Origin of the sequence: Fervidibacillus halotolerans (assembly GCF_026547205.1) — a bacterium.
Lineage (GTDB): Bacteria > Bacillota > Bacilli > Bacillales > Caldibacillaceae > Fervidibacillus > Fervidibacillus halotolerans.
The window spans coordinates 2,468,262-2,487,044 of the sequence record NZ_CP106877.1 but is presented as its reverse complement, the minus strand read 5'-3'; the positions used below and the strand labels follow the sequence as shown (position 1 = coordinate 2,487,044).

Here is an 18,783-nt window from a genome sequence, read left to right as displayed (position 1 = left end):
GGGATGTGTCAAATTTAGGAATTCCAGTAAAAATTACGTTACATACTCGTATGGAACAAGAAGGTAATATCGAGAATATGGAACTTATTCTTTTTGGAAAATTTTATGAAAAAGGAAGTACCTCTTATTTAATTTACGATGAAATAAAGGAAGAAGGAACAGTCCGTACAATCGTTAAATATCAGAAAGAAACGCTTCAAATTATACGAAAGGGTGCCGTGAATATGAGATTGGCGTTCCAAAGGGAAGGAAAGTCCGGAGGTTCCCTTCAAACGAATGTTGGTACCTTTTTACTACAAACGGTAACCGATTCATTAAAATTTCACTGGGATCAAAAAATTAAACAAGGTATAATAAAAATTAATTATCAATTTTTCATGGAACAAATGGAAGTAGGGTATTATCAACTTTCGTTTACTTTTAAGGAGGCACAATTACCATGAACATCGTTGCGTCAATTCAACAACAACTGAAGGATGAAATTCAAAAAGCTATCGAACGGGCGAAACTTGCTAGTGTTGATGAAATACCTGACATTATATTGGAAGTACCGAAGGAAAAGATTCACGGCGATTATTCCACAAATATAGCGATGCAGTTAGCAAAAATTGCTAAAAATGCTCCGCGAAGAATCGCTGAAGGAATCGTCCAACAGTTTGATCAAAAGAAGGTGTATGTGGAAAAAATCGAAATTGCTGGACCGGGATTCATCAATTTTTTTATGGATAACCGTTATTTAACCGACTTAATACCGACCATCTTAAAAGAAAGTAGCAAATACGGCCATTCAAATTATGGAAAGGGAGAAAAAATCCAAGTTGAGTTCGTATCTGCCAATCCAACCGGTGACTTGCATCTCGGTCACGCCCGGGGAGCTGCCGTTGGGGATTCTCTTTGCAACATTTTAGATGCGGCCGGATTTGATGTGACTCGGGAATATTACATAAACGATGCCGGCAACCAAATTCACAATCTCGCTTTATCGGTGGAAGCCCGTTATTTTCAAGCTTTAGGAATTGAAAAGGACTTACCGGAAGATGGATATTACGGGGAAGACATTGTTCAAATCGGAAAGCGACTGGCTGAGGAATTTAAAGATGAACTCGTCCATAAAGATGAAGAAGAAAGATATCAATTTTTCAGATCTTACGGTTTAAAATACGAAATGGATAAATTAAAAAAGGATTTGGAAGATTTCCGTGTCCTATTTGATGTTTGGTATAGTGAAACGTCTTTATACGAAGAAGGAAAGATCGAGGAAGTTTTATCATTCCTACGAAATAAGGGACAAATTTACGACAAGGACGGGGCTGTCTGGTTGCGCTCGACCCAATACGGTGATGACAAGGATCGGGTGTTAGTAAAATCAGACGGTTCGTATACGTATTTGACACCTGATTTAGCCTACCATAAAAATAAATTCGAACGGGGCTTTTCGAAAGTCATTAATATTTGGGGAGCAGACCACCACGGATATATTACCCGTATGAAAGCCGGGTTAGAAGCGATGGGGTTTGACCCGAACGATTTAGAAGTCATCATTTTACAAATGGTGCAGCTTTATAAAAACGGCGAAAAAATGAAGATGAGTAAACGGACAGGGAAGGCCGTTACGATGCGGGAACTGGTAGAGGAAGTCGGGTTAGACGCCGTACGTTACCATTTTGCCATGAGAAATCCGGATACGCACCTCGACTTTGATCTAGATTTAGCCGTATCCAAGTCGAATGAAAATCCGGTATACTATGCTCAGTATGCCCATGCTAGAAGCTGTAGTATTTTACGCCAAAGTGAAGAAAAGGGGATTGAAATTTCCGCGGATACGGATTTTTCCCCGATTTGTGAAACAAAGGAATACGATTTATTGAAAAAATTAGGGGAGTTTCCTCAAGCGGTCATTGAAGCAGCAGAAAAACGGGCACCGAACCGGATTACAAATTACATTCATGACCTATCGAGTGCTTTTCACAGCTTCTATAATGCAGTGAAAGTGTTGGATGAAAATAACTTAGAGGCTACGAAGGCCCGATTAGCCCTTGTCAAAGCAACGCAAATCACGTTAAAAAATGCACTTTCCCTTGTAGGTGTTGAAGCTCCGGAAAAAATGTAAAACGAAATGGAGAATGAAGGGATGAAGATTTCCTTTCATTCTCTTTTTTTTATTCAAATGAAGATAATCTCTCGTGAAAAAAGATTTAGAGGAGAGAAGTGATAAATTTGTCGAAGAAAGAATAAATATTTTTTGCAAAAACATTGACTGAATGTTCATTCATTATTGTATAATAGGGGTAACATGTACGTTTTATGTTGAAAAGGGGTAGAAAAAGAAAAACAACTAAAGGGGGATGCGGGATAATGTTTCTATGGGTGAACGGGATCGCTGCCGCACTTGTAACAATTTATGCGGTTTGGCTATTCCTCTATGTCGTTAAAACAAGAATCACTTATATTAAACTAGGACAAAGGGAAGAATTCGATCGGAAATTTAAAGAACGGTTCCAAAAAATATGGGTAAATGTATTTGGACAAAAAAAACTGTTGAAAGATAAAAAAAGCGGTACGATTCACGTCATGTTTTTTTACGGCTTCATTCTCGTTCAATTCGGAGCGATCGATTTTATTTGGAAAGGGATTAAGCCAGGCTCCCATTTGCCCTTTGGCTCTATGTATGCTTGGTTTACATTTTTCCAAGAAATCGTTACGTTTATCATTTTAGTCGCGGTCGTCTGGGCGTTTTATCGACGGTATATAGAAAAGCTCGTCCGATTGAAACGAGGGTTGAAAAATGGTCTCGTCCTTATTTTTATCGGAACTTTAATGTTGTCTGTCCTTTTCGGAAACGGTATGGGAATCCTTTGGCACGGTCATGACTTCACATGGTCGGAACCGATCGCCTCATCGATTGCCTATCTCTTTTCCTGGGTCAGTCCCTTTGCAGCGTCCGTTCTGTTTTATATCGCCTGGTGGATCCATCTGCTCGTATTGCTCATCTTTTTAGTCTACGTCCCACAATCGAAGCACGCCCATTTAATCGCAGCACCGGTCAATGTATTTTTAAACCGTTTGGAAAAACCGGGTAAATTGAGAAGCATCGATTTTGAAGATGAATCGAAGGAAACCTTTGGCGTTGGAAAAATCGAGGACTTTACCCAACTCCAGTTGATCGATTTATACGCCTGTGTCGAATGTGGTCGTTGTACGAATATGTGCCCGGCAACTGGAACAGGAAAAATGTTGTCGCCGATGGATTTAATCGTAAAACTGAGGGATCATTTAACGAATTACGGTGCGGCGGTCACATCCAAATCACCGTGGGTACCCCAATTTCTATTTTCGAAAACAACGGGCAACCAGTTGGCGATGCAAGCAATGGAGGCAGGCGCAGAAGAATCTGCAGCATCTCTCCTCTATCAAAAAAGTTTAATAGGAGATGTGATTACCGAGGAGGAAATTTGGGCCTGTACCACATGTCGGAATTGTGAAGACCAATGCCCGGTGATGAACGAACATGTGGATAAAATTATTGATTTACGTAGATACCTCGTATTGACAGAAGGAAAAATGAACCCGGATGCTCAGCGGGCCATGCAAAATATTGAAAGACAAGGAAATCCGTGGGGGTTGAACAGAAAGGAAAAGGAAAATTGGCGTACGTTGCGGGAGGACGTATCCATCCCAACTGTTAAGGAGCTAAAGAAAAAGGGAGAGGATTTTGAATATTTATTCTGGGTAAGTTCCATGGGTGCTTTCGATAACCGAAGCCAAAAAATAGCCCTTTCCTTTGCACGATTGTTAAATGAAGCAGGGGTGAAATTTGCTATTTTAGGAAATCGGGAGAAAAATTCTGGAGATACGGCTAGACGTCTTGGCAATGAATTTTTATTCCAAGAGTTGGCAGTGAAAAATATTGAAGAGTTCGAAAAGTACGGTGTGAAAAAAATCGTTACCATCGATCCCCACGCTTATAATATTTTTAAAAATGAATATCCGGAATTTGGCTTAAAAGCGGAAGTTTACCATCATACCGAGTTATTACTCCAACTTTTAAAAGAAGGTCGTTTAAAGCCCATTTATGAAGTGAATGAGCGGATTACATTCCACGATTCCTGTTATTTAGGTCGATACAATGATGTGTATGATCCGCCCCGAGAAATATTAAAGGCGATCAAAGGGGTGGAATTAGTCGAAATGGAACGGAACCGGGAAACGGCCATGTGTTGTGGAGCCGGCGGTGGTTTAATGTGGATGGAAGAAGATACGGGGAATCGAATCAATGTTGCCCGTACGGAACAGGCGTTAAAGGTAAATCCGACGACAATTGGAACGGCTTGTCCATATTGTTTGACGATGCTATCGGATGGAACGAAGGCGAAGGAAGTGGAAGATACGGTAGGAACATACGATGTTGCGGAAATTTTGGAAAAGGCCGTTTGCGGACAATCGGATAAGCAAGTTTCCTAATGGAATAAAGAAGGGTTCCTTTTAAACATTCAAAAAAATTGAAAAATACATTCCTTTTTTTAGAATCCTATTGTAAGATAATCATAGACGGGAGCGGGGCGAACATTGTCCCACTCCCGAACTGAAATCGGGTACATTGAGCGAGCGTTCAGTCGCCATAGACCTTTGACAACATAAACATAATGATCATATTGAAAAGGGGATTTTCACTTAATTGTAAGCGTTAACAAGTATCTTCCTTTCGGTTGAAGAAAACCGGGCAGGGAAGATCTACTTCATATACATGAATTAAGAAACAAGGGGGAAGAAAAATGGGGAAAACGGTCATTTTAGAAGGGGCAAGAACACCCTTTGGGAAATTAAACGGTGTTTTAAGTGGGAAAAAGGCACCGGAACTTGGAGGTATAGCCATTAAGGAAGCTTTACAACGGGCGAAGGTACGTCCTGATGAAGTCGAACATGTCATCATGGGTACGGTATTACAAGGAGGTCAAGGGCAACTTCCTTCAAGGCAGGCATCCCGATTTGCCGGTATTCCATGGAGCGCGACGACGGAAACGATCAATAAAGTATGTGCATCTGGCTTAAGAAGCGTCGCAATGGCGGATATGTATATTCGCTCTAGAGAAGCGGAAACGATCGTTGCTGGAGGTATGGAGTCCATGTCCAATGCTCCCTATTTCATACAAAAGGCGAGACAAGGTTATCGAATGGGGCATGGGGAACTCATCGATTCCATGATCTATGATGGTCTCACTTGTAGCTTTTCAGGGGTCCATATGGGTAATTATGGAAATGCTACAGCCGATGAATTGGAAATTTCCCGTGAAAAACAAGACAAATGGGCCCTTCGTAGTCATCAGCGTGCAATTGCAGCGATGGATGCTGGAAAGTTAGCAGAAGAAATCGTACCGGTGGAAGTTCCGGTGAAAAAGGGAAAAGTAGAAACGATTGTTCATGATGAAGCACCGAGAAGGGATACATCTTTAGAAAAACTAGCATCCTTAAAACCTGCATTTGATCGAGACGGAACGATTACCGCGGGAAATGCACCCGGTGTAAATGATGGTGCTTGTGCCCTCGTTTTAATGGATGAGGAGCGGGCGAAGCGGGAAGGAAGAAAACCGCTGGCAAAAATTATTGCGAGCGCCACCATTGCAGTGGAAGCAAAGGATTTTCCAAAAACGCCTGGTTTAGTCATCAACAAACTATTAAAGAAAACGGGAAAAGAAGTAGATGATATCGACTTATTTGAAATTAATGAAGCCTTCAGTGCGGTTACGTTAGCCTCAAGTCAAATCGCCCATTTAGACGAAGAAAAAATTAATGTAAATGGAGGGGCGGTCGCTTTAGGACATCCGATTGGAGCAAGTGGGGCAAGGATTCTATTAACGCTGGCTTATGAATTACGAAGAAGGGGTGGAGGACTTGGCATTGCGGCCATTTGTAGCGGTGGCGGTCAAGGGGATGCGATGCTCATCGAAGTGCCGAAACAATAGCTGATTCCAAGTTCATTCATTTCAAGGCAATGGAACTACGAAGGAGGAACAGAGGGAAATGGAAAAAATCATGGTGGTAGGAGCGGGGCAAATGGGGGCTGGAATCGCCCAAGTTTGCGCCCAAGCAGGTTTCCATGTCGTCTTACACGATATCGATTTAGCGCGTGTTGAAAAAGGGTTCGATCGAATTGTTGAAAACGTAAGACGACAAAGAGAAAAGGGGAAAATAACCGAACAAGACGAGAACACAACTCTTCAAAATATAGAAATAACTACGGATTTGCACAAAGGGAAAGATCGGGATCTCGTGATTGAAGCAGCGATTGAAAAAATGGACACGAAAAAACAAATATTTCGACAATTAGATAAAATTACCCCGAAGACGACTATTTTAGCAACGAATACATCTTCTCTACCCATAACTGAATTAGCATCTGCTACGAATCGACCGGAAAAGGTCATCGGTATGCATTTTATGAATCCGGTTCCCGTTATGAAACTCGTGGAAATCATTCGCGGATTAGCCACTTCCGACGAAACGTATTTGACGGTGAAAAAGATTACCGAACAAATTGGAAAAGTGCCTGTCGAAGTTAATGATTTTCCCGGCTTTATTTCGAATCGAGTGCTTATGCCGATGATTAACGAAGCGGTATATGCCCTTCAAGAAGGGGTTGCTACGAAGGAAGCGATCGATGAAATTATGAAACTCGGCATGAACCATCCGATGGGACCGCTGGAACTAGCAGATTTTATCGGATTGGATACATGTTTATACATTATGGAAATTCTCCACCAAGGATTGGGCGATGATAAATATCGACCTTGTCCGTTGCTTCGGAAATATGTGAATGCCGGTTGGCTCGGGAAAAAGAATGGAAGGGGCTTTTACGTTTACGAGTAAAAATGGGTTCTGCGAATGATTGCGTTCGATAAGGGGGAGTGAAATTGTTTACCTTTACCGATGAACAAAACATGCTTCGAAAAATGGTTCGCGATTTTGCTGAACAGGAAGTGGCACCGTTTGTGGAAAAGATGGAACAGGGGATTTTCCCTCGGGAATTGTTAAAGAAGATGGGTGACCTCGGCTTAATGGGCATTCCGATTCCGACGAAATATGGTGGTGCAGGTATGGATTTTACATCATACATCATCGCTATTCACGAACTTTCAAAAGTCAGCGCAGCCCTCGGTGTGATTTTATCTGTTCATACATCCGTCGGGACGAACCCAATATTCTATTTCGGAACGGAAGAACAAAAAGAAACCTACGTTCCAAAATTGGCTAGCGGTAAGTATCTAGGTGCCTTTTGTTTAACGGAGGAAAGCGCCGGTTCCGATGCATCGGCCTTGAAGACGAAAGCGTATAAAGAAGGAAATGAATACATCATTAACGGGAGTAAAGTATTCATCACGAACGGAGGAGAAGCGGACGTCTACATCGTCTTTGCCACGATGGATGAACGACGAAAGGACAAAGGGATTACAGCGTTTATCGTTGAGAAAAACACACCGGGGCTGATCATCGGAAAAGATGAAAAAAAGATGGGGTTAAACGGCTCTCGAACGGTTCAATTAACCTTCGATCATATGCGAATTCCCCAAACCCAGCGTCTTGGGGAGGAAGGAGAAGGGTTTAAAATCGCCATGGCCAATTTAGATGTCGGTCGGATTGGAATTGCTGCCCAAGCCCTCGGAATTGCGGAAGCTGCTTATGAACAGGCACTTCAATATGCAAAAAGTCGACACCAATTTGATAGACCAATCATTTCCAATCAAGGCGTATCCTTTAAATTGGCAGATATGGCGACGAAAATCGAAGCAGCAAAACTACTCGTCTATCGAGCAGCCCAATTACGAACGCAAGGAAGAAAGGTCGGTAAAGAAGCGTCGATGGCGAAATTATTTTCGACACAAACAGCTATGGAAGTTGTCACGGAGGCGATACAAATTTTCGGTGGTTACGGATATACGAAGGATTATCCGGTGGAAAGATATTTCCGTGATGCAAAAGTGACGGAAATTTATGAAGGAACGAATGAAATCCAACGAATCGTCATTAGTAAATACTTATAAAATGGTGAAAAACATGGGGAAAAGGGGGAATAACGATGCAATTTCAATTATCGGAAGAACATGAAATGATACGAAAAATGGTAAGAGATTTCGCAAATAATGAGGTGGCACCCACTGCTGCAATAAGAGATGAAGAGGAACGGTTTGATCGTGCTCTTTTCGATCAAATGGCAGAGTTAGGTTTGACGGGTATCCCATGGCCTGAAGAATATGGAGGAATCGGAAGTGATTATTTAGCCTATGCCATCGCGGTAGAAGAACTATCCCGAGTCGATGCATCGACAGGTGTTGTTTTATCTGCCCACACTTCGCTAGCGAGTTGGCCAATATTTAAATTCGGAACGGAAGAGCAAAAAAGGAAATATTTAACCCCGTTGGCAAAAGGGGAGAAAATCGGGGCTTACGGATTAACGGAACCTGAATCTGGATCCGATGCAGGTGCTATGAAAACGACCGCAAGAAAAGAAGGGGACCATTATGTATTGAACGGTTCAAAAATCTTTATTACAAACGGTGGAATAGCAGATATTTATATCGTTTTCGCTTTAACCGATCCTTCGTTAAAACATAAAGGAGTGAGCGCATTTATTTTGGAAAGTGGATTTCCTGGGTTTAAAACCGGGAAAAAAGAGAAAAAATTAGGGATTCGATCTTCGCCTACGACGGAAATTATATTTGAAGACTGCATCGTTCCAAAGGAAAATTTGCTTGGAGAAGAAGGTCAAGGATTTAAAATCGCGATGATGACATTGGATGGGGGAAGGAACGGAATTGCAGCTCAAGCCGTTGGAATCGCACAAGGTGCCTTTGATGCAGCCCTTTCCTATGCAAAGGAACGCCATCAATTTGGAAAGCCGATCATGGCCAATCAAGGCATTTCCTTTAAATTGGCAGATATGGCGACGAATATTGAAGCATCGAGACTATTAACGTACCAAGCTGCATGGTTGGAATCAGAAGGAAAATCATACGGAAAAGCATCGGCAATGGCAAAATTATTCGCAGGCGATACGGCGATGAAAGTAACGACGGAAGCAGTACAAATTTTCGGTGGATACGGATATACGAAGGAATACCCGGTCGAGCGTTTTATGCGAGATGCGAAAATTACACAAATCTACGAAGGAACACAAGAAATCCAACGCCTCGTAATCTCAAGAATGTTGTAATCGAATGAGTGGAGTGGAATCGTCAGAAAAAATCCCTAAGAAAAAGGAGTGGTCCCTTGAGTGAAAAACAAACGGTACCATCTTCGGTAAAAGATACACGATTAATTCAAATAAGACGGGAACAGATGATCAAAGGAGCGATATCGCTTTTTAAGGAAAAGGGTTTTCATCGAACGACGACGAGAGAAATCGCAAAAGCATCGGGTTTTAGTATTGGTACGCTTTACGAATACATTCGAACGAAGGAAGATATTCTCTATCTCGTTTGCGACCAAATTTACGACGAAGTGCAGGAAAAGATTAAAAGGGCTCTCCATTTTCGACACGTAACAAAGGAAACGATTAAAGAGGGGATTGCTGCATATTTCAAAATCATGGATGAATTGCAGGATGAAGTGCTCGTAATGTATCAGGAGATTAAATCGTTGCCACGGGAAATGTTGCCGGTCGTTTTAAAAAAAGAGTTGGAAATGGTGGCTGTCTTCGAAGATTTATTAAGGCGATATTTTGACCAAAAGGGCTCGGTCGTTTCTGATGAACAAATTCGACTATACGCCCATAACATTATCGTCCAAGGTCAAATGTGGGGATTTCGACGGTGGGCGCTACGAAAGCATTATACATTGGAAAAATATACGGAATGGCAATTTCATCTTTTGATCAATGGAATCGATCAAATTTCCAAATAGGAAGATACGTATTTTATTTTTGAACAGGGGGGAGATTTGGGTGAAGGATGAAATTTATAAGGCGAAAAATAACATTCGCTTTGTGACTGCATCGAGCTTGTACGATGGACATGACGCGGCCATCAATATTATGCGAAGAATTCTCCAATCGAGTGGAGCGGAAGTCATTCACCTCGGCCACAATCGGTCCGTAGAAGAAATTGTCCGAGCGGCTATTCAAGAAGATGTACAGGGAATTGCTGTATCTTCCTATCAAGGGGGACATATGGAGTTTTTTAAATATATGTATGACTTGCTCCAAAAGAGGGGGGCAGGCCATGTGAAAATCTTCGGAGGAGGTGGTGGTGTGATCATCCCGAGGGAAATTAAAGAACTTGAAGCATATGGAATTTCACGGATTTTTTCACCGGATGACGGAAGGGAACTCGGGCTTCAAGGGATGATCAATGTGATGTTAGAAGCTTGCGATTTCCCTACGGTAACTGATGATCTTACTTCCGAACTTCCGAAACTTTTCCAAGGGGATATGCAGGCAATTGCCAAATTTATTACGTTAACTGAACAAATCGTGGAAAATCGACACAATGGTGCATTGTTGGAAATTGCAGCTAGTGGCGAGCAACTGCTGGAAAAAATTAAAAACAACGAAAAATCGGTTCCAATCGTCGGAATTACAGGTACGGGTGGAGCGGGGAAAAGCTCATTAACAGACGAACTCGTAAGAAGGTTTTTAAACGAATTTCCAGAAAAGAAAATCGGCGTCCTATCCATCGATCCGACGAAGCAAAAAACAGGTGGTGCATTACTCGGTGACCGCATTCGAATGAACGCGATTTTTTCACCTCGGGTATATATGCGTAGTCTAGCAACGAGACATTCTCGAAGCGAACTATCCTTGGCAATTCAAGATGCCCTATCGGTTTTGAAGGCTGCCGGTTTTGATCTAATCATCGTTGAGACGAGCGGGATCGGTCAAGGGGATGCGGACATTGTTCAAGTTAGCGATGTTTCCATATATGTCATGACGAGTGAGTTCGGAGCACCTACCCAATTAGAAAAAATCGATATGATTGATTTTGCCGATTTAATTGCTATAAATAAATTCGATAAAAAAGGTTCGGAAGATGCAATGCGACATGTTCAAAAACAATATCAACGGAGCCGAAATCGTTTCGATGAACGTTATGAAGACATGCCTGTATATGGAACGATCGCTAACCAATTTAATGATCCGGGTACGAATGCGTTGTTTGCTGCCCTGGTGGAAAAATTGGATAAACGAAGCGGATTTGAATGGAAAACATCCCTTTCGAAATATGAAAAGACGAAAAAACGTCATACGATCATTCCGCCGAATCGTCGGCACTATTTGCGGGAAATTGCCGATACGGTAAGGGGATATCATAAGAAGGTGGAACAACAAGTCGACTATGCAAGGCAATTATTCCAGCTTGATGGGGCGATAAAATTAGCGAAGGAAAAGGATGGGGATGGGGTTCTTTTAAAATTCCTTGAAACATTAAAGCAAGAAATTGACAATAAATTGACGGACGAATCGAAAAAAATTATCCAGCGATGGGAACAAACGAAGGAAATGTATTCGAAGGATCAATTCGTCACGAAAATTCGCGACAAGGAAATCGTCACGGATTTATACACGAAAAGTTTATCCGGCCTTGAGATTCCAAAGGTGGCGATGCCAAAGTATAAAGATTATGGTGAAATTATCCGATGGGTGTTTAAGGAAAATGTCCCGGGTTCCTTTCCCTTCACTGCAGGTGTTTTCCCGTTTAAACGCCAATGGGAAGATCCGAAGCGCCAATTCGCCGGGGAAGGAACACCGGAACGAACGAACCGACGTTTTCATTATTTATCGAAGGACGACCAAGCTAAACGATTGAGTACAGCCTTTGATTCGGTAACATTATACGGAGAAGACCCGGATTATCGTCCGGATATTTACGGGAAAATCGGAGAAAGTGGAGTAAGTGTATGTACGCTAGATGACATGAAAAAACTATTTAAGGGATTCGATTTATGTCATCCTCAAACGTCCGTATCGATGACGATTAACGGTCCTGCACCGATTATTTTAGCGATGTTTATGAACACGGCCATTGACCAACAAGTGGAAGTTGAAGAGGAAAGTTTAGGCAGACCTCTTACAGAAGAGGAATATGAACGAGTGAAGGCATACACGTTACAAACGGTGCGGGGAACGGTTCAAGCCGATATATTAAAGGAAGATCAAGGACAAAATACATGTATCTTTTCAACCGAATTTGCCCTTCGGATGATGGGAGATATTCAACAATATTTTATCGATTGGAACGTGCGAAACTATTATTCCGTATCCATATCTGGATATCATATTGCCGAAGCAGGTGCCAATCCAATAACCCAACTCGCTTTTACATTGGCCAATGGGTTTACTTACGTGGAATATTATTTAAGCCGGGGCATGGATATTGATGACTTTGCACCGAATCTATCATTCTTCTTTTCTAACGGTCTCGATCCAGAATATACCGTAATCGGAAGGGTAGCACGGAGAATTTGGGCAATTGTCATGAAGGAAAAGTACGGAGCCAATGAACGGAGTCAAAAATTGAAATATCATATTCAAACATCCGGCCGATCCCTCCATGCACAAGAGATCGACTTTAATGATATCCGAACGACCCTTCAAGCCCTTATAGCCCTTTATGATAACTGTAATTCATTGCATACGAATGCATACGATGAAGCGATTACGACCCCGACAGAGGAATCGGTTCGTCGGGCGATGGCTATTCAAATGATCATTACGAAAGAATTCGGTTTAACGAAAAATGAAAATCCGTTGCAAGGATCGTTTATTATCGAAGAGTTAACCGATTTAGTAGAAGAGGCCGTTTTACAAGAATTCGAGCGTTTGGACGACCGGGGAGGCGTTCTTGGTGCCATGGAGCATCAATATCAGCGAGGAAAAATACAAGATGAATCGATGGAATATGAGATGAAAAAACATTCCGGTGAATTACCGATTATCGGAGTCAATACGTTTTTAAATCCGAATCCACCGAAGGAAGAAGAAATCAATAATATGGAACTGGTACGGGCGACAAAAGAGGAAAAGGAAACGCAAATTCGCAATTTACAACAATTTAAAAAACACAATGAAGGAAAGGCGGAGGAAGCGTTAGAGAGATTGAAACGAGTAGCCGAAAGTGGAGGAAATATTTTTGAAGAATTGATGGAAACCGTCAAAGTAGCAAGCCTCGGTCAGATTACGAAAGCTCTGTATGAAGTTGGAGGACAATATCGAAGAAATATTTAAATCCTTTCAAGGGGCTGTCAAAGAAGCACAGCCCCAATTCATGAAATTCGGTTGATTTCATTTCGGTTGTGGTGCTTTCCGCAGGTACGATCTAAGGCCCCTAATCTCGGAAGCTCGTCTGCTGGGTCTTCAGCTCGTGCTGTTGCCGCTCGGGTCGCCTCCACCTTGCATTTCATCAACTTAGGGACTGGTTGGACAGTCCCTTTTTGTTATAATAATATTAGAACTCTACAGTATCAGTAAAACAACCTACCTTTTCTACGTTTTCATTTTACTCGTCAAAGGGCGACGGCCGGTTCATAAAGATCGCCTTTGATGAAGGTCGAAAAATATGTATTGTCATGAAATGTGTACTATTATATATTGCAAGTAGGCTATATTCCTAGTAAGGGAAGTGATCGTTATTTTAAAGATTTTATTCATCATTGGAATCGTATTATTGTCCTTTTTCATCATCACTTACTTTTACAACATTCAGCTAGGAGCCATTCCTTTCCTTCTCTTATCAATATTTTTTTTATACCGTGCGATTAAAGTTTGGAAACAACGGGGTCGATGAGAATGATTTGTATACAATAAAATAATGATGTACAAAATTGTACAACAGACTGGCATAAAGTGACTGGTATTGTTTATAATGGTTAGTATCCAAACGGTAAAGATTAAAGCTCATCAATCGATTTGCTAAGGACTCATAAAATTAGTATACTGTTTTCGAAAAACAGAAAGGACGTGCGAAAGTGAGTTTGGAACAATTATCTTTAGAACAATTGCAAGAGCTGTCTTTAATTGAAATTGCTTATGAAATTTTATCACAGAAAAAACAACCGCTTCCCTTTTCACAATTGGTAGATGAAATTGTAGCCATAAAAAACATATCTAAAGAAGAAATGAATGAAAAAATTGCCCAATTTTATACGGATTTGAATTTTGATGGGCGTTTTATGAATGTTGGTGCGAACACTTGGGGAATTAAAGCCTGGTATCCGATGGACAAAATTGAAGATGAAATTGTACCAAATGTTCGTCCTAAGAAGAAAAAGGCAAAACCTGTGGATGATTTGGACGATATTGATGAAATGGATGAAGAAAGTTTGGACTTCGACGATGAATTTGAAGAGTTGGATGAGGATGAGTTTCTCGATGAAGATGAAGAAAAAGATTTAGATGAAGAGGATGACGATTTTGAAGATGATGAACTAATCGATGATGATTTTGAAGATGATAAATTAATTGATGACGAAGATTTATTGATCGACGAAGATTTCGTTGACGATGGGGAAAGCGATGAATTAGATGATGAGTTCGAAGATGATCCGAAAGGAAAAAGAGAATAATTACTCTCTTCTTGACTTTTTTTCAAGAAACTTGTATTATTCTTTTTGGGCTCAATAAAATTATAAATAATGAAAAGAAACGAATACGCTCCCTTACATCTGTAAGCGGAGTTTTATTTTTTTATTTTTTATTTTTTTGAAAATACTACACTTTTTCAGATGATCGTTTTTGGTAACGATTTGGCGATCGGATGATGTTTTCATTCATTTCGTACATTAAATATTCCAATGATTGACTATGGAATTTGAAAGAATAATTGGAGGGATTTTTCATGACAAAATATATTTTTGTAACAGGTGGGGTCGTATCTTCCCTTGGAAAAGGAATCGTTGCCGCATCATTAGGTAGACTGTTGAAAAACCGTGGATTAAACGTAACCCTTCAAAAATTTGATCCGTATATTAATGTGGATCCAGGGACGATGAGTCCATATCAGCACGGGGAAGTGTTTGTGACCGATGACGGTGCAGAAACGGATTTGGATTTAGGACATTATGAACGATTTATCGATATTAATTTAAATAAGTATTCCAATGTGACAACTGGTAAGATTTATTCCAGTGTGTTGAAAAAGGAACGGCGGGGGGATTATTTAGGCGCAACGGTTCAAGTGATTCCCCATATTACGAATGAAATTAAAGATCGGGTGTTCCGTGCTGGCAGGGAAACGGGAGCAGATGTGGTTATTACTGAAATCGGTGGTACGGTTGGAGATATCGAATCGTTACCATTTTTGGAAGCAATCCGTCAGTTGAAAAGTGATGTTGGCAGTTCCAATGTTATGTATATTCATTGTACCCTCGTTCCTTATATTAAAGCAGCAGGGGAAATGAAAACAAAGCCGACCCAACATAGCGTGAAGGAATTAAGAAGTCTTGGAATTCAACCGAATGTAATCGTCGTTCGCACAGAAAAGTCAATTTCACAAGATTTAAAGGAAAAGATTGCCCTCTTTTGTGATATTGAATCGGAGGCGGTAATCGAGTCCCGGGATGCGGACACCTTATATGCAGTTCCCCTTGCGATGCGAGAACAAGGGTTGGATGAGATCGTATGTAATCATCTGAAAATCGTTAGTCATGAACCGGATATGAACGAGTGGGAAAATTTAGTAAACAAGGTTCGGAACTTGTCCAAAAAGGTAAAAATCGCTCTCGTTGGAAAATATGTGGAATTACAAGATGCCTATATTTCCGTTGTGGAATCATTGAAACATGCTGGATATGTATTTGATTCGGATATTGAAATTGACTGGATCAATGCGGAACATGTTACGAGGGAAAATGCAGTTAATTTGTTAAAGGGAGCAGATGGTATCCTTGTACCCGGCGGATTTGGCGACAGAGGAATTGAAGGTAAGATCAATGCGATCGAATATGCCCGTGAAAATAACGTTCCTTTCCTCGGCATTTGCCTTGGAATGCAATTAGCATCTATCGAGTTTGCTAGGAACGTATTACATTTACCAGATGCCCATAGTTCTGAAATCGTATCGGATACAAAACATCCGATTATCGACCTGCTACCGGAACAAAAGGACGTGGAAGATATGGGTGGCACTTTAAGGCTCGGTTTGTATCCGTGTAAATTAAAAGAAGAAACGAAAGCCTATAAAGCCTATGGGGAAAAGGTTATTTTTGAAAGACATCGTCACCGTTATGAATTTAATAATGAATATCGGGAAATGATGGAACAAAAGGGTTTAGTCTTCTCAGGCCTTAGTCCGGATAATCGCTTAGTAGAAATCATTGAATTGAAAGATCATCCGTGGTTTGTTGCTTGCCAATTCCATCCCGAATTTAAATCGAGACCAACCCATGCCCATCCTTTATTTAGGGATTTTATCCAAGCATCCTTGACGAACAAAAATGAAGAATAAAAAGATTGAATAAAAAATAACCTGCCCCTTGGCTAGGTAGTGGAATTTATTAAAGCGGCTTTAGTCCTGTATTCAACGGGGCTAAAGCCATTTCATTTTAAATATAGGAAAAGTGAATCGAAGGCTGAATGGCCTCTAACCCCTTACAATGGGTAAAAAATTAGATCTGTACTGTCTTTTTTGTAGAGGTATTTGTACTAAAAATCGAAGTTTAAACGTACGAAACATCCATTATTCGTAGTCTTCCAACATTTCATCGATTAACAGTTTCATATGGTGATACACGAATAAGGCTGCGATCGTATGGGGATACCCGACCCTTTTTCCATCAAAGGTTGGGACGAGTCCTTGATCGATATGCAAGTTAATAAGCACGTCAGCGAGGTCTTCGATTTCATGTTCCTTTTCATGAGTGGAACAAACAACGGCAAAGGGCACGTGCTTTTTTCTTAATATACGAGCAATATGAAGCAACTGTTCATCATCCGCTGTCTTAGAAAATAAAATTCCCCGATCAGAAGAGGAGATTTCATCGATCGTTTCATTAGATAACGATTTTACCCGCTGTAACGGTTCTTCCCCAAAAGCAGCCACATGAAAAATACCAGTCATTTCTTGTTGAGCATATATGTATACGTTTCCGTCACCGACGAGCGCTTGTGAAAGTAACCTTGCACCGTCTTCAACAGCGTCTTGTTCCTCTTGTTCTATTTTCTTTAATTTTCCAATCAATTGGGTCGTAAATATTTTTTCCAACGAATTTCCTCCTTTCTTTCCTATTGTAACAAAGGAAATGAAATTGACAAAAGACATATTGACATAAATAGTCTGAATTTTAAGAAGGGATTACATAATAAAGAGCGAATAATTTAATACAGGTACGCATTTTTCTACTTGGTCATGTTAAGGAAAAAGAAAGGTGGATAAAAATTGGGAAATAAAATATTAATCGTCGATGATCAGTTTGGTATTCGGATTTTACTAAATGAACTGTTCCAAAAGGAAGGATACGAAACGTTTCAAGCGTCAAACGGAGCAAAGGCGATTGAATATGTAAAAAATAACCGACCGAATCTCGTTTTACTCGATATAAAAATACCTGGGATGGATGGGATTGATATTTTAAAAAAGCTGAAGGAAATCGATGCAAATATTAAAGTGATTATGATGACAGCTTATGGTGAACTGGATATGATTCAGGAAGCGATGGAGTTAGGGGCCCTTTCCTATTTTACCAAGCCCTTTGATATTGATGAGATTAAAGATACGGTGAAAAAATATTTAGAATCATAGGCAAGATGTTGGTTAAAGGGACTAGAAGTTTTCATTTTGTACATAATTTTTCCTATTCATATCTAATATATTTTGACGAGTAATGGTAAAATAATAATGAATTTGGTATCATACTAAATAGTTCGATACCATTTCTATACATATTGTTATGGTAAAATTTTGACTTTCAAGGAGGAACAATCATGCCATTAGTTTCCATGACTGAAATGCTGCAAAAGGCAAAATCTGAAGGATATGCAGTCGGTCAATTCAACTTAAACAATTTAGAGTTTACCCAAGCGATTCTCCAAGCGGCTGAAGAAGAAAAATCACCGGTAATCCTCGGTGTGTCTGAAGGTGCTGGAAAATATATGGGCGGTTTTAAAGTTATTACAGCTATCGTTAAAGCACTGATGGAAGAGTATCAAATAACCGTTCCTGTTGCGATTCATTTAGACCACGGGTCCAGCTTTGAAACTTGTGCAAAAGCAATTCACGCAGGTTTCACTTCCGTTATGATCGACGCATCCCACCATCCTTTTGAAGAAAATGTTGCCATTACATCGAAAGTGGTTGAACTTGCCCATATCCATGGAGTTTCTGTTGAAGCTGAATTAGGTAGGGTCGGTGGACAGGAAGATGATGTCGTATCCGATGGAATCATCTATGCTGATCCACAAGAATGCTTGGAAATGGCAAAACGTACGAATATTGACGCATTGGCTCCTGCTTTAGGTTCCGTACACGGTCCTTATAAAGGCGAACCGAAACTCGGGTTCAAGGAAATGGAAGAAATTAGCAAATTAACGGGACTTCCTCTCGTCCTTCACGGAGGTACGGGCATTCCGACAAAAGATATTCAAAAGGCCATCTCTTTAGGTACGGCTAAAATTAATGTCAATACGGAAAACCAAATTGCATCCGCAAAAACTGTTCGTCAAGTACTTGCTGAAAAACCGGATTTATACGATCCGAGAAAATATTTAGGGCCAGCTCGCGAAACGATTAAACAAACGGTCATTGAAAAAATGCGGGAATTCGGTTCCTCCCAAAAAGCATAAATTCCATTTTACTGAAATTG

The 18,783-nt window shown here is 40.6% G+C and carries 14 protein-coding genes; 13 read left to right on the top strand and 1 reads right to left on the bottom strand.

Going from position 1 to position 18,783, the window contains the following annotated elements; genetic code table 11:
- The first annotated feature begins 5 nt into the window (after positions 1–5).
- The 11 genes from OE105_RS11640 to OE105_RS11590 all read left to right on the top strand — a co-directional run bounded on the left by OE105_RS11640 (position 6) and on the right by OE105_RS11590 (position 16,430).
- Positions 6–443 (top strand): YwiB family protein, encoded by a 438-nt coding sequence (locus OE105_RS11640; RefSeq protein ID WP_275420344.1) that lies wholly within the window; start codon positions 6–8, stop codon positions 441–443.
- Positions 440–2,110: an arginine--tRNA ligase gene (gene argS / locus OE105_RS11635; protein WP_275420343.1), complete on the top strand. Its 1,671-nt coding sequence runs from the start codon at positions 440–442 to the stop codon at positions 2,108–2,110. The genes OE105_RS11640 and argS overlap by 4 nt, the downstream gene beginning before the upstream one ends.
- 245 nt (positions 2,111–2,355) lie before the next feature.
- Complete coding sequence (locus OE105_RS11630; protein ID WP_275420342.1) at positions 2,356–4,461, top strand: heterodisulfide reductase-related iron-sulfur binding cluster; 2,106 nt, start codon at positions 2,356–2,358, stop codon at positions 4,459–4,461.
- A gap of 311 nt (positions 4,462–4,772) precedes the next feature.
- Positions 4,773–5,960: an acetyl-CoA C-acetyltransferase gene (locus OE105_RS11625; RefSeq protein WP_275420341.1), complete on the top strand. Its 1,188-nt coding sequence runs from the start codon at positions 4,773–4,775 to the stop codon at positions 5,958–5,960.
- Between the two features lie 58 nt (positions 5,961–6,018).
- Positions 6,019–6,864, top strand: a complete 846-nt coding sequence (locus OE105_RS11620; RefSeq protein WP_275420340.1) for a 3-hydroxybutyryl-CoA dehydrogenase — start codon at positions 6,019–6,021, stop codon at positions 6,862–6,864.
- A 71-nt stretch (positions 6,865–6,935) separates the two neighbouring features.
- Positions 6,936–8,036 carry an acyl-CoA dehydrogenase gene (locus OE105_RS11615; protein WP_275422178.1) on the top strand — a complete coding sequence of 367 codons (1,101 nt, stop codon included), beginning with the start codon at positions 6,936–6,938 and terminating at the stop codon, positions 8,034–8,036.
- 35 nt (positions 8,037–8,071) lie between these two features.
- Positions 8,072–9,205: an acyl-CoA dehydrogenase gene (locus tag OE105_RS11610; RefSeq protein WP_275420339.1), complete on the top strand. Its 1,134-nt coding sequence runs from the start codon at positions 8,072–8,074 to the stop codon at positions 9,203–9,205.
- 56 nt (positions 9,206–9,261) lie between these two features.
- Positions 9,262–9,894 (top strand): TetR/AcrR family transcriptional regulator, encoded by a 633-nt coding sequence (locus OE105_RS11605; RefSeq protein ID WP_275420338.1) that lies wholly within the window; start codon positions 9,262–9,264, stop codon positions 9,892–9,894.
- Between the two features lie 40 nt (positions 9,895–9,934).
- Positions 9,935–13,213, top strand: coding sequence for a fused isobutyryl-CoA mutase/GTPase IcmF (gene icmF / locus OE105_RS11600; protein ID WP_275420337.1), 3,279 nt, complete (start codon positions 9,935–9,937; stop codon positions 13,211–13,213).
- Positions 13,214–13,953: 740 nt separating this feature from the next.
- A complete protein-coding gene (gene rpoE / locus OE105_RS11595) occupies positions 13,954–14,550 on the top strand; it encodes a DNA-directed RNA polymerase subunit delta (RefSeq protein WP_275420336.1) in 597 nt (198 codons plus the stop codon).
- Between the two features lie 272 nt (positions 14,551–14,822).
- On the top strand, positions 14,823–16,430 hold the full coding sequence (locus OE105_RS11590) for a CTP synthase (RefSeq protein WP_275420335.1): 1,608 nt from the start codon (positions 14,823–14,825) through the stop codon (positions 16,428–16,430).
- A 231-nt stretch (positions 16,431–16,661) separates the two neighbouring features.
- Here the strand turns inward: OE105_RS11590 and OE105_RS11585 are convergent, their stop codons facing one another.
- Positions 16,662–17,186, bottom strand: a complete 525-nt coding sequence (locus OE105_RS11585) for a DUF2529 family protein (RefSeq protein ID WP_275420334.1) — start codon at positions 17,184–17,186, stop codon at positions 16,662–16,664.
- A 174-nt stretch (positions 17,187–17,360) separates the two neighbouring features.
- Here OE105_RS11585 and OE105_RS11580 point away from each other — a divergent pair, with 174 nt between their 5' ends.
- Complete coding sequence (locus OE105_RS11580) at positions 17,361–17,723, top strand: response regulator (protein WP_275420333.1); 363 nt, start codon at positions 17,361–17,363, stop codon at positions 17,721–17,723.
- 182 nt (positions 17,724–17,905) lie between these two features.
- The gene (locus OE105_RS11575; RefSeq protein WP_275420332.1) at positions 17,906–18,763 is read left to right on the top strand and encodes a class II fructose-bisphosphate aldolase; all 858 of its coding nucleotides are present in this window, start codon (positions 17,906–17,908) and stop codon (positions 18,761–18,763) included.
- Positions 18,764–18,783: the final 20 nt, after the last annotated feature.

Coding starts and splice junctions, on each gene's coding strand:
- argS (WP_275420343.1), top strand. CDS start 440: ATGAACATCGTTGCGTCAATTCAACAACAACTGAAGGATGAAATTCAA.
- OE105_RS11630 (WP_275420342.1), top strand. CDS start 2,356: ATGTTTCTATGGGTGAACGGGATCGCTGCCGCACTTGTAACAATTTAT.
- OE105_RS11625 (WP_275420341.1), top strand. CDS start 4,773: ATGGGGAAAACGGTCATTTTAGAAGGGGCAAGAACACCCTTTGGGAAA.
- OE105_RS11620 (WP_275420340.1), top strand. CDS start 6,019: ATGGAAAAAATCATGGTGGTAGGAGCGGGGCAAATGGGGGCTGGAATC.
- OE105_RS11615 (WP_275422178.1), top strand. CDS start 6,936: ATGCTTCGAAAAATGGTTCGCGATTTTGCTGAACAGGAAGTGGCACCG.
- OE105_RS11610 (WP_275420339.1), top strand. CDS start 8,072: ATGCAATTTCAATTATCGGAAGAACATGAAATGATACGAAAAATGGTA.
- OE105_RS11590 (WP_275420335.1), top strand. CDS start 14,823: ATGACAAAATATATTTTTGTAACAGGTGGGGTCGTATCTTCCCTTGGA.
- OE105_RS11575 (WP_275420332.1), top strand. CDS start 17,906: ATGCCATTAGTTTCCATGACTGAAATGCTGCAAAAGGCAAAATCTGAA.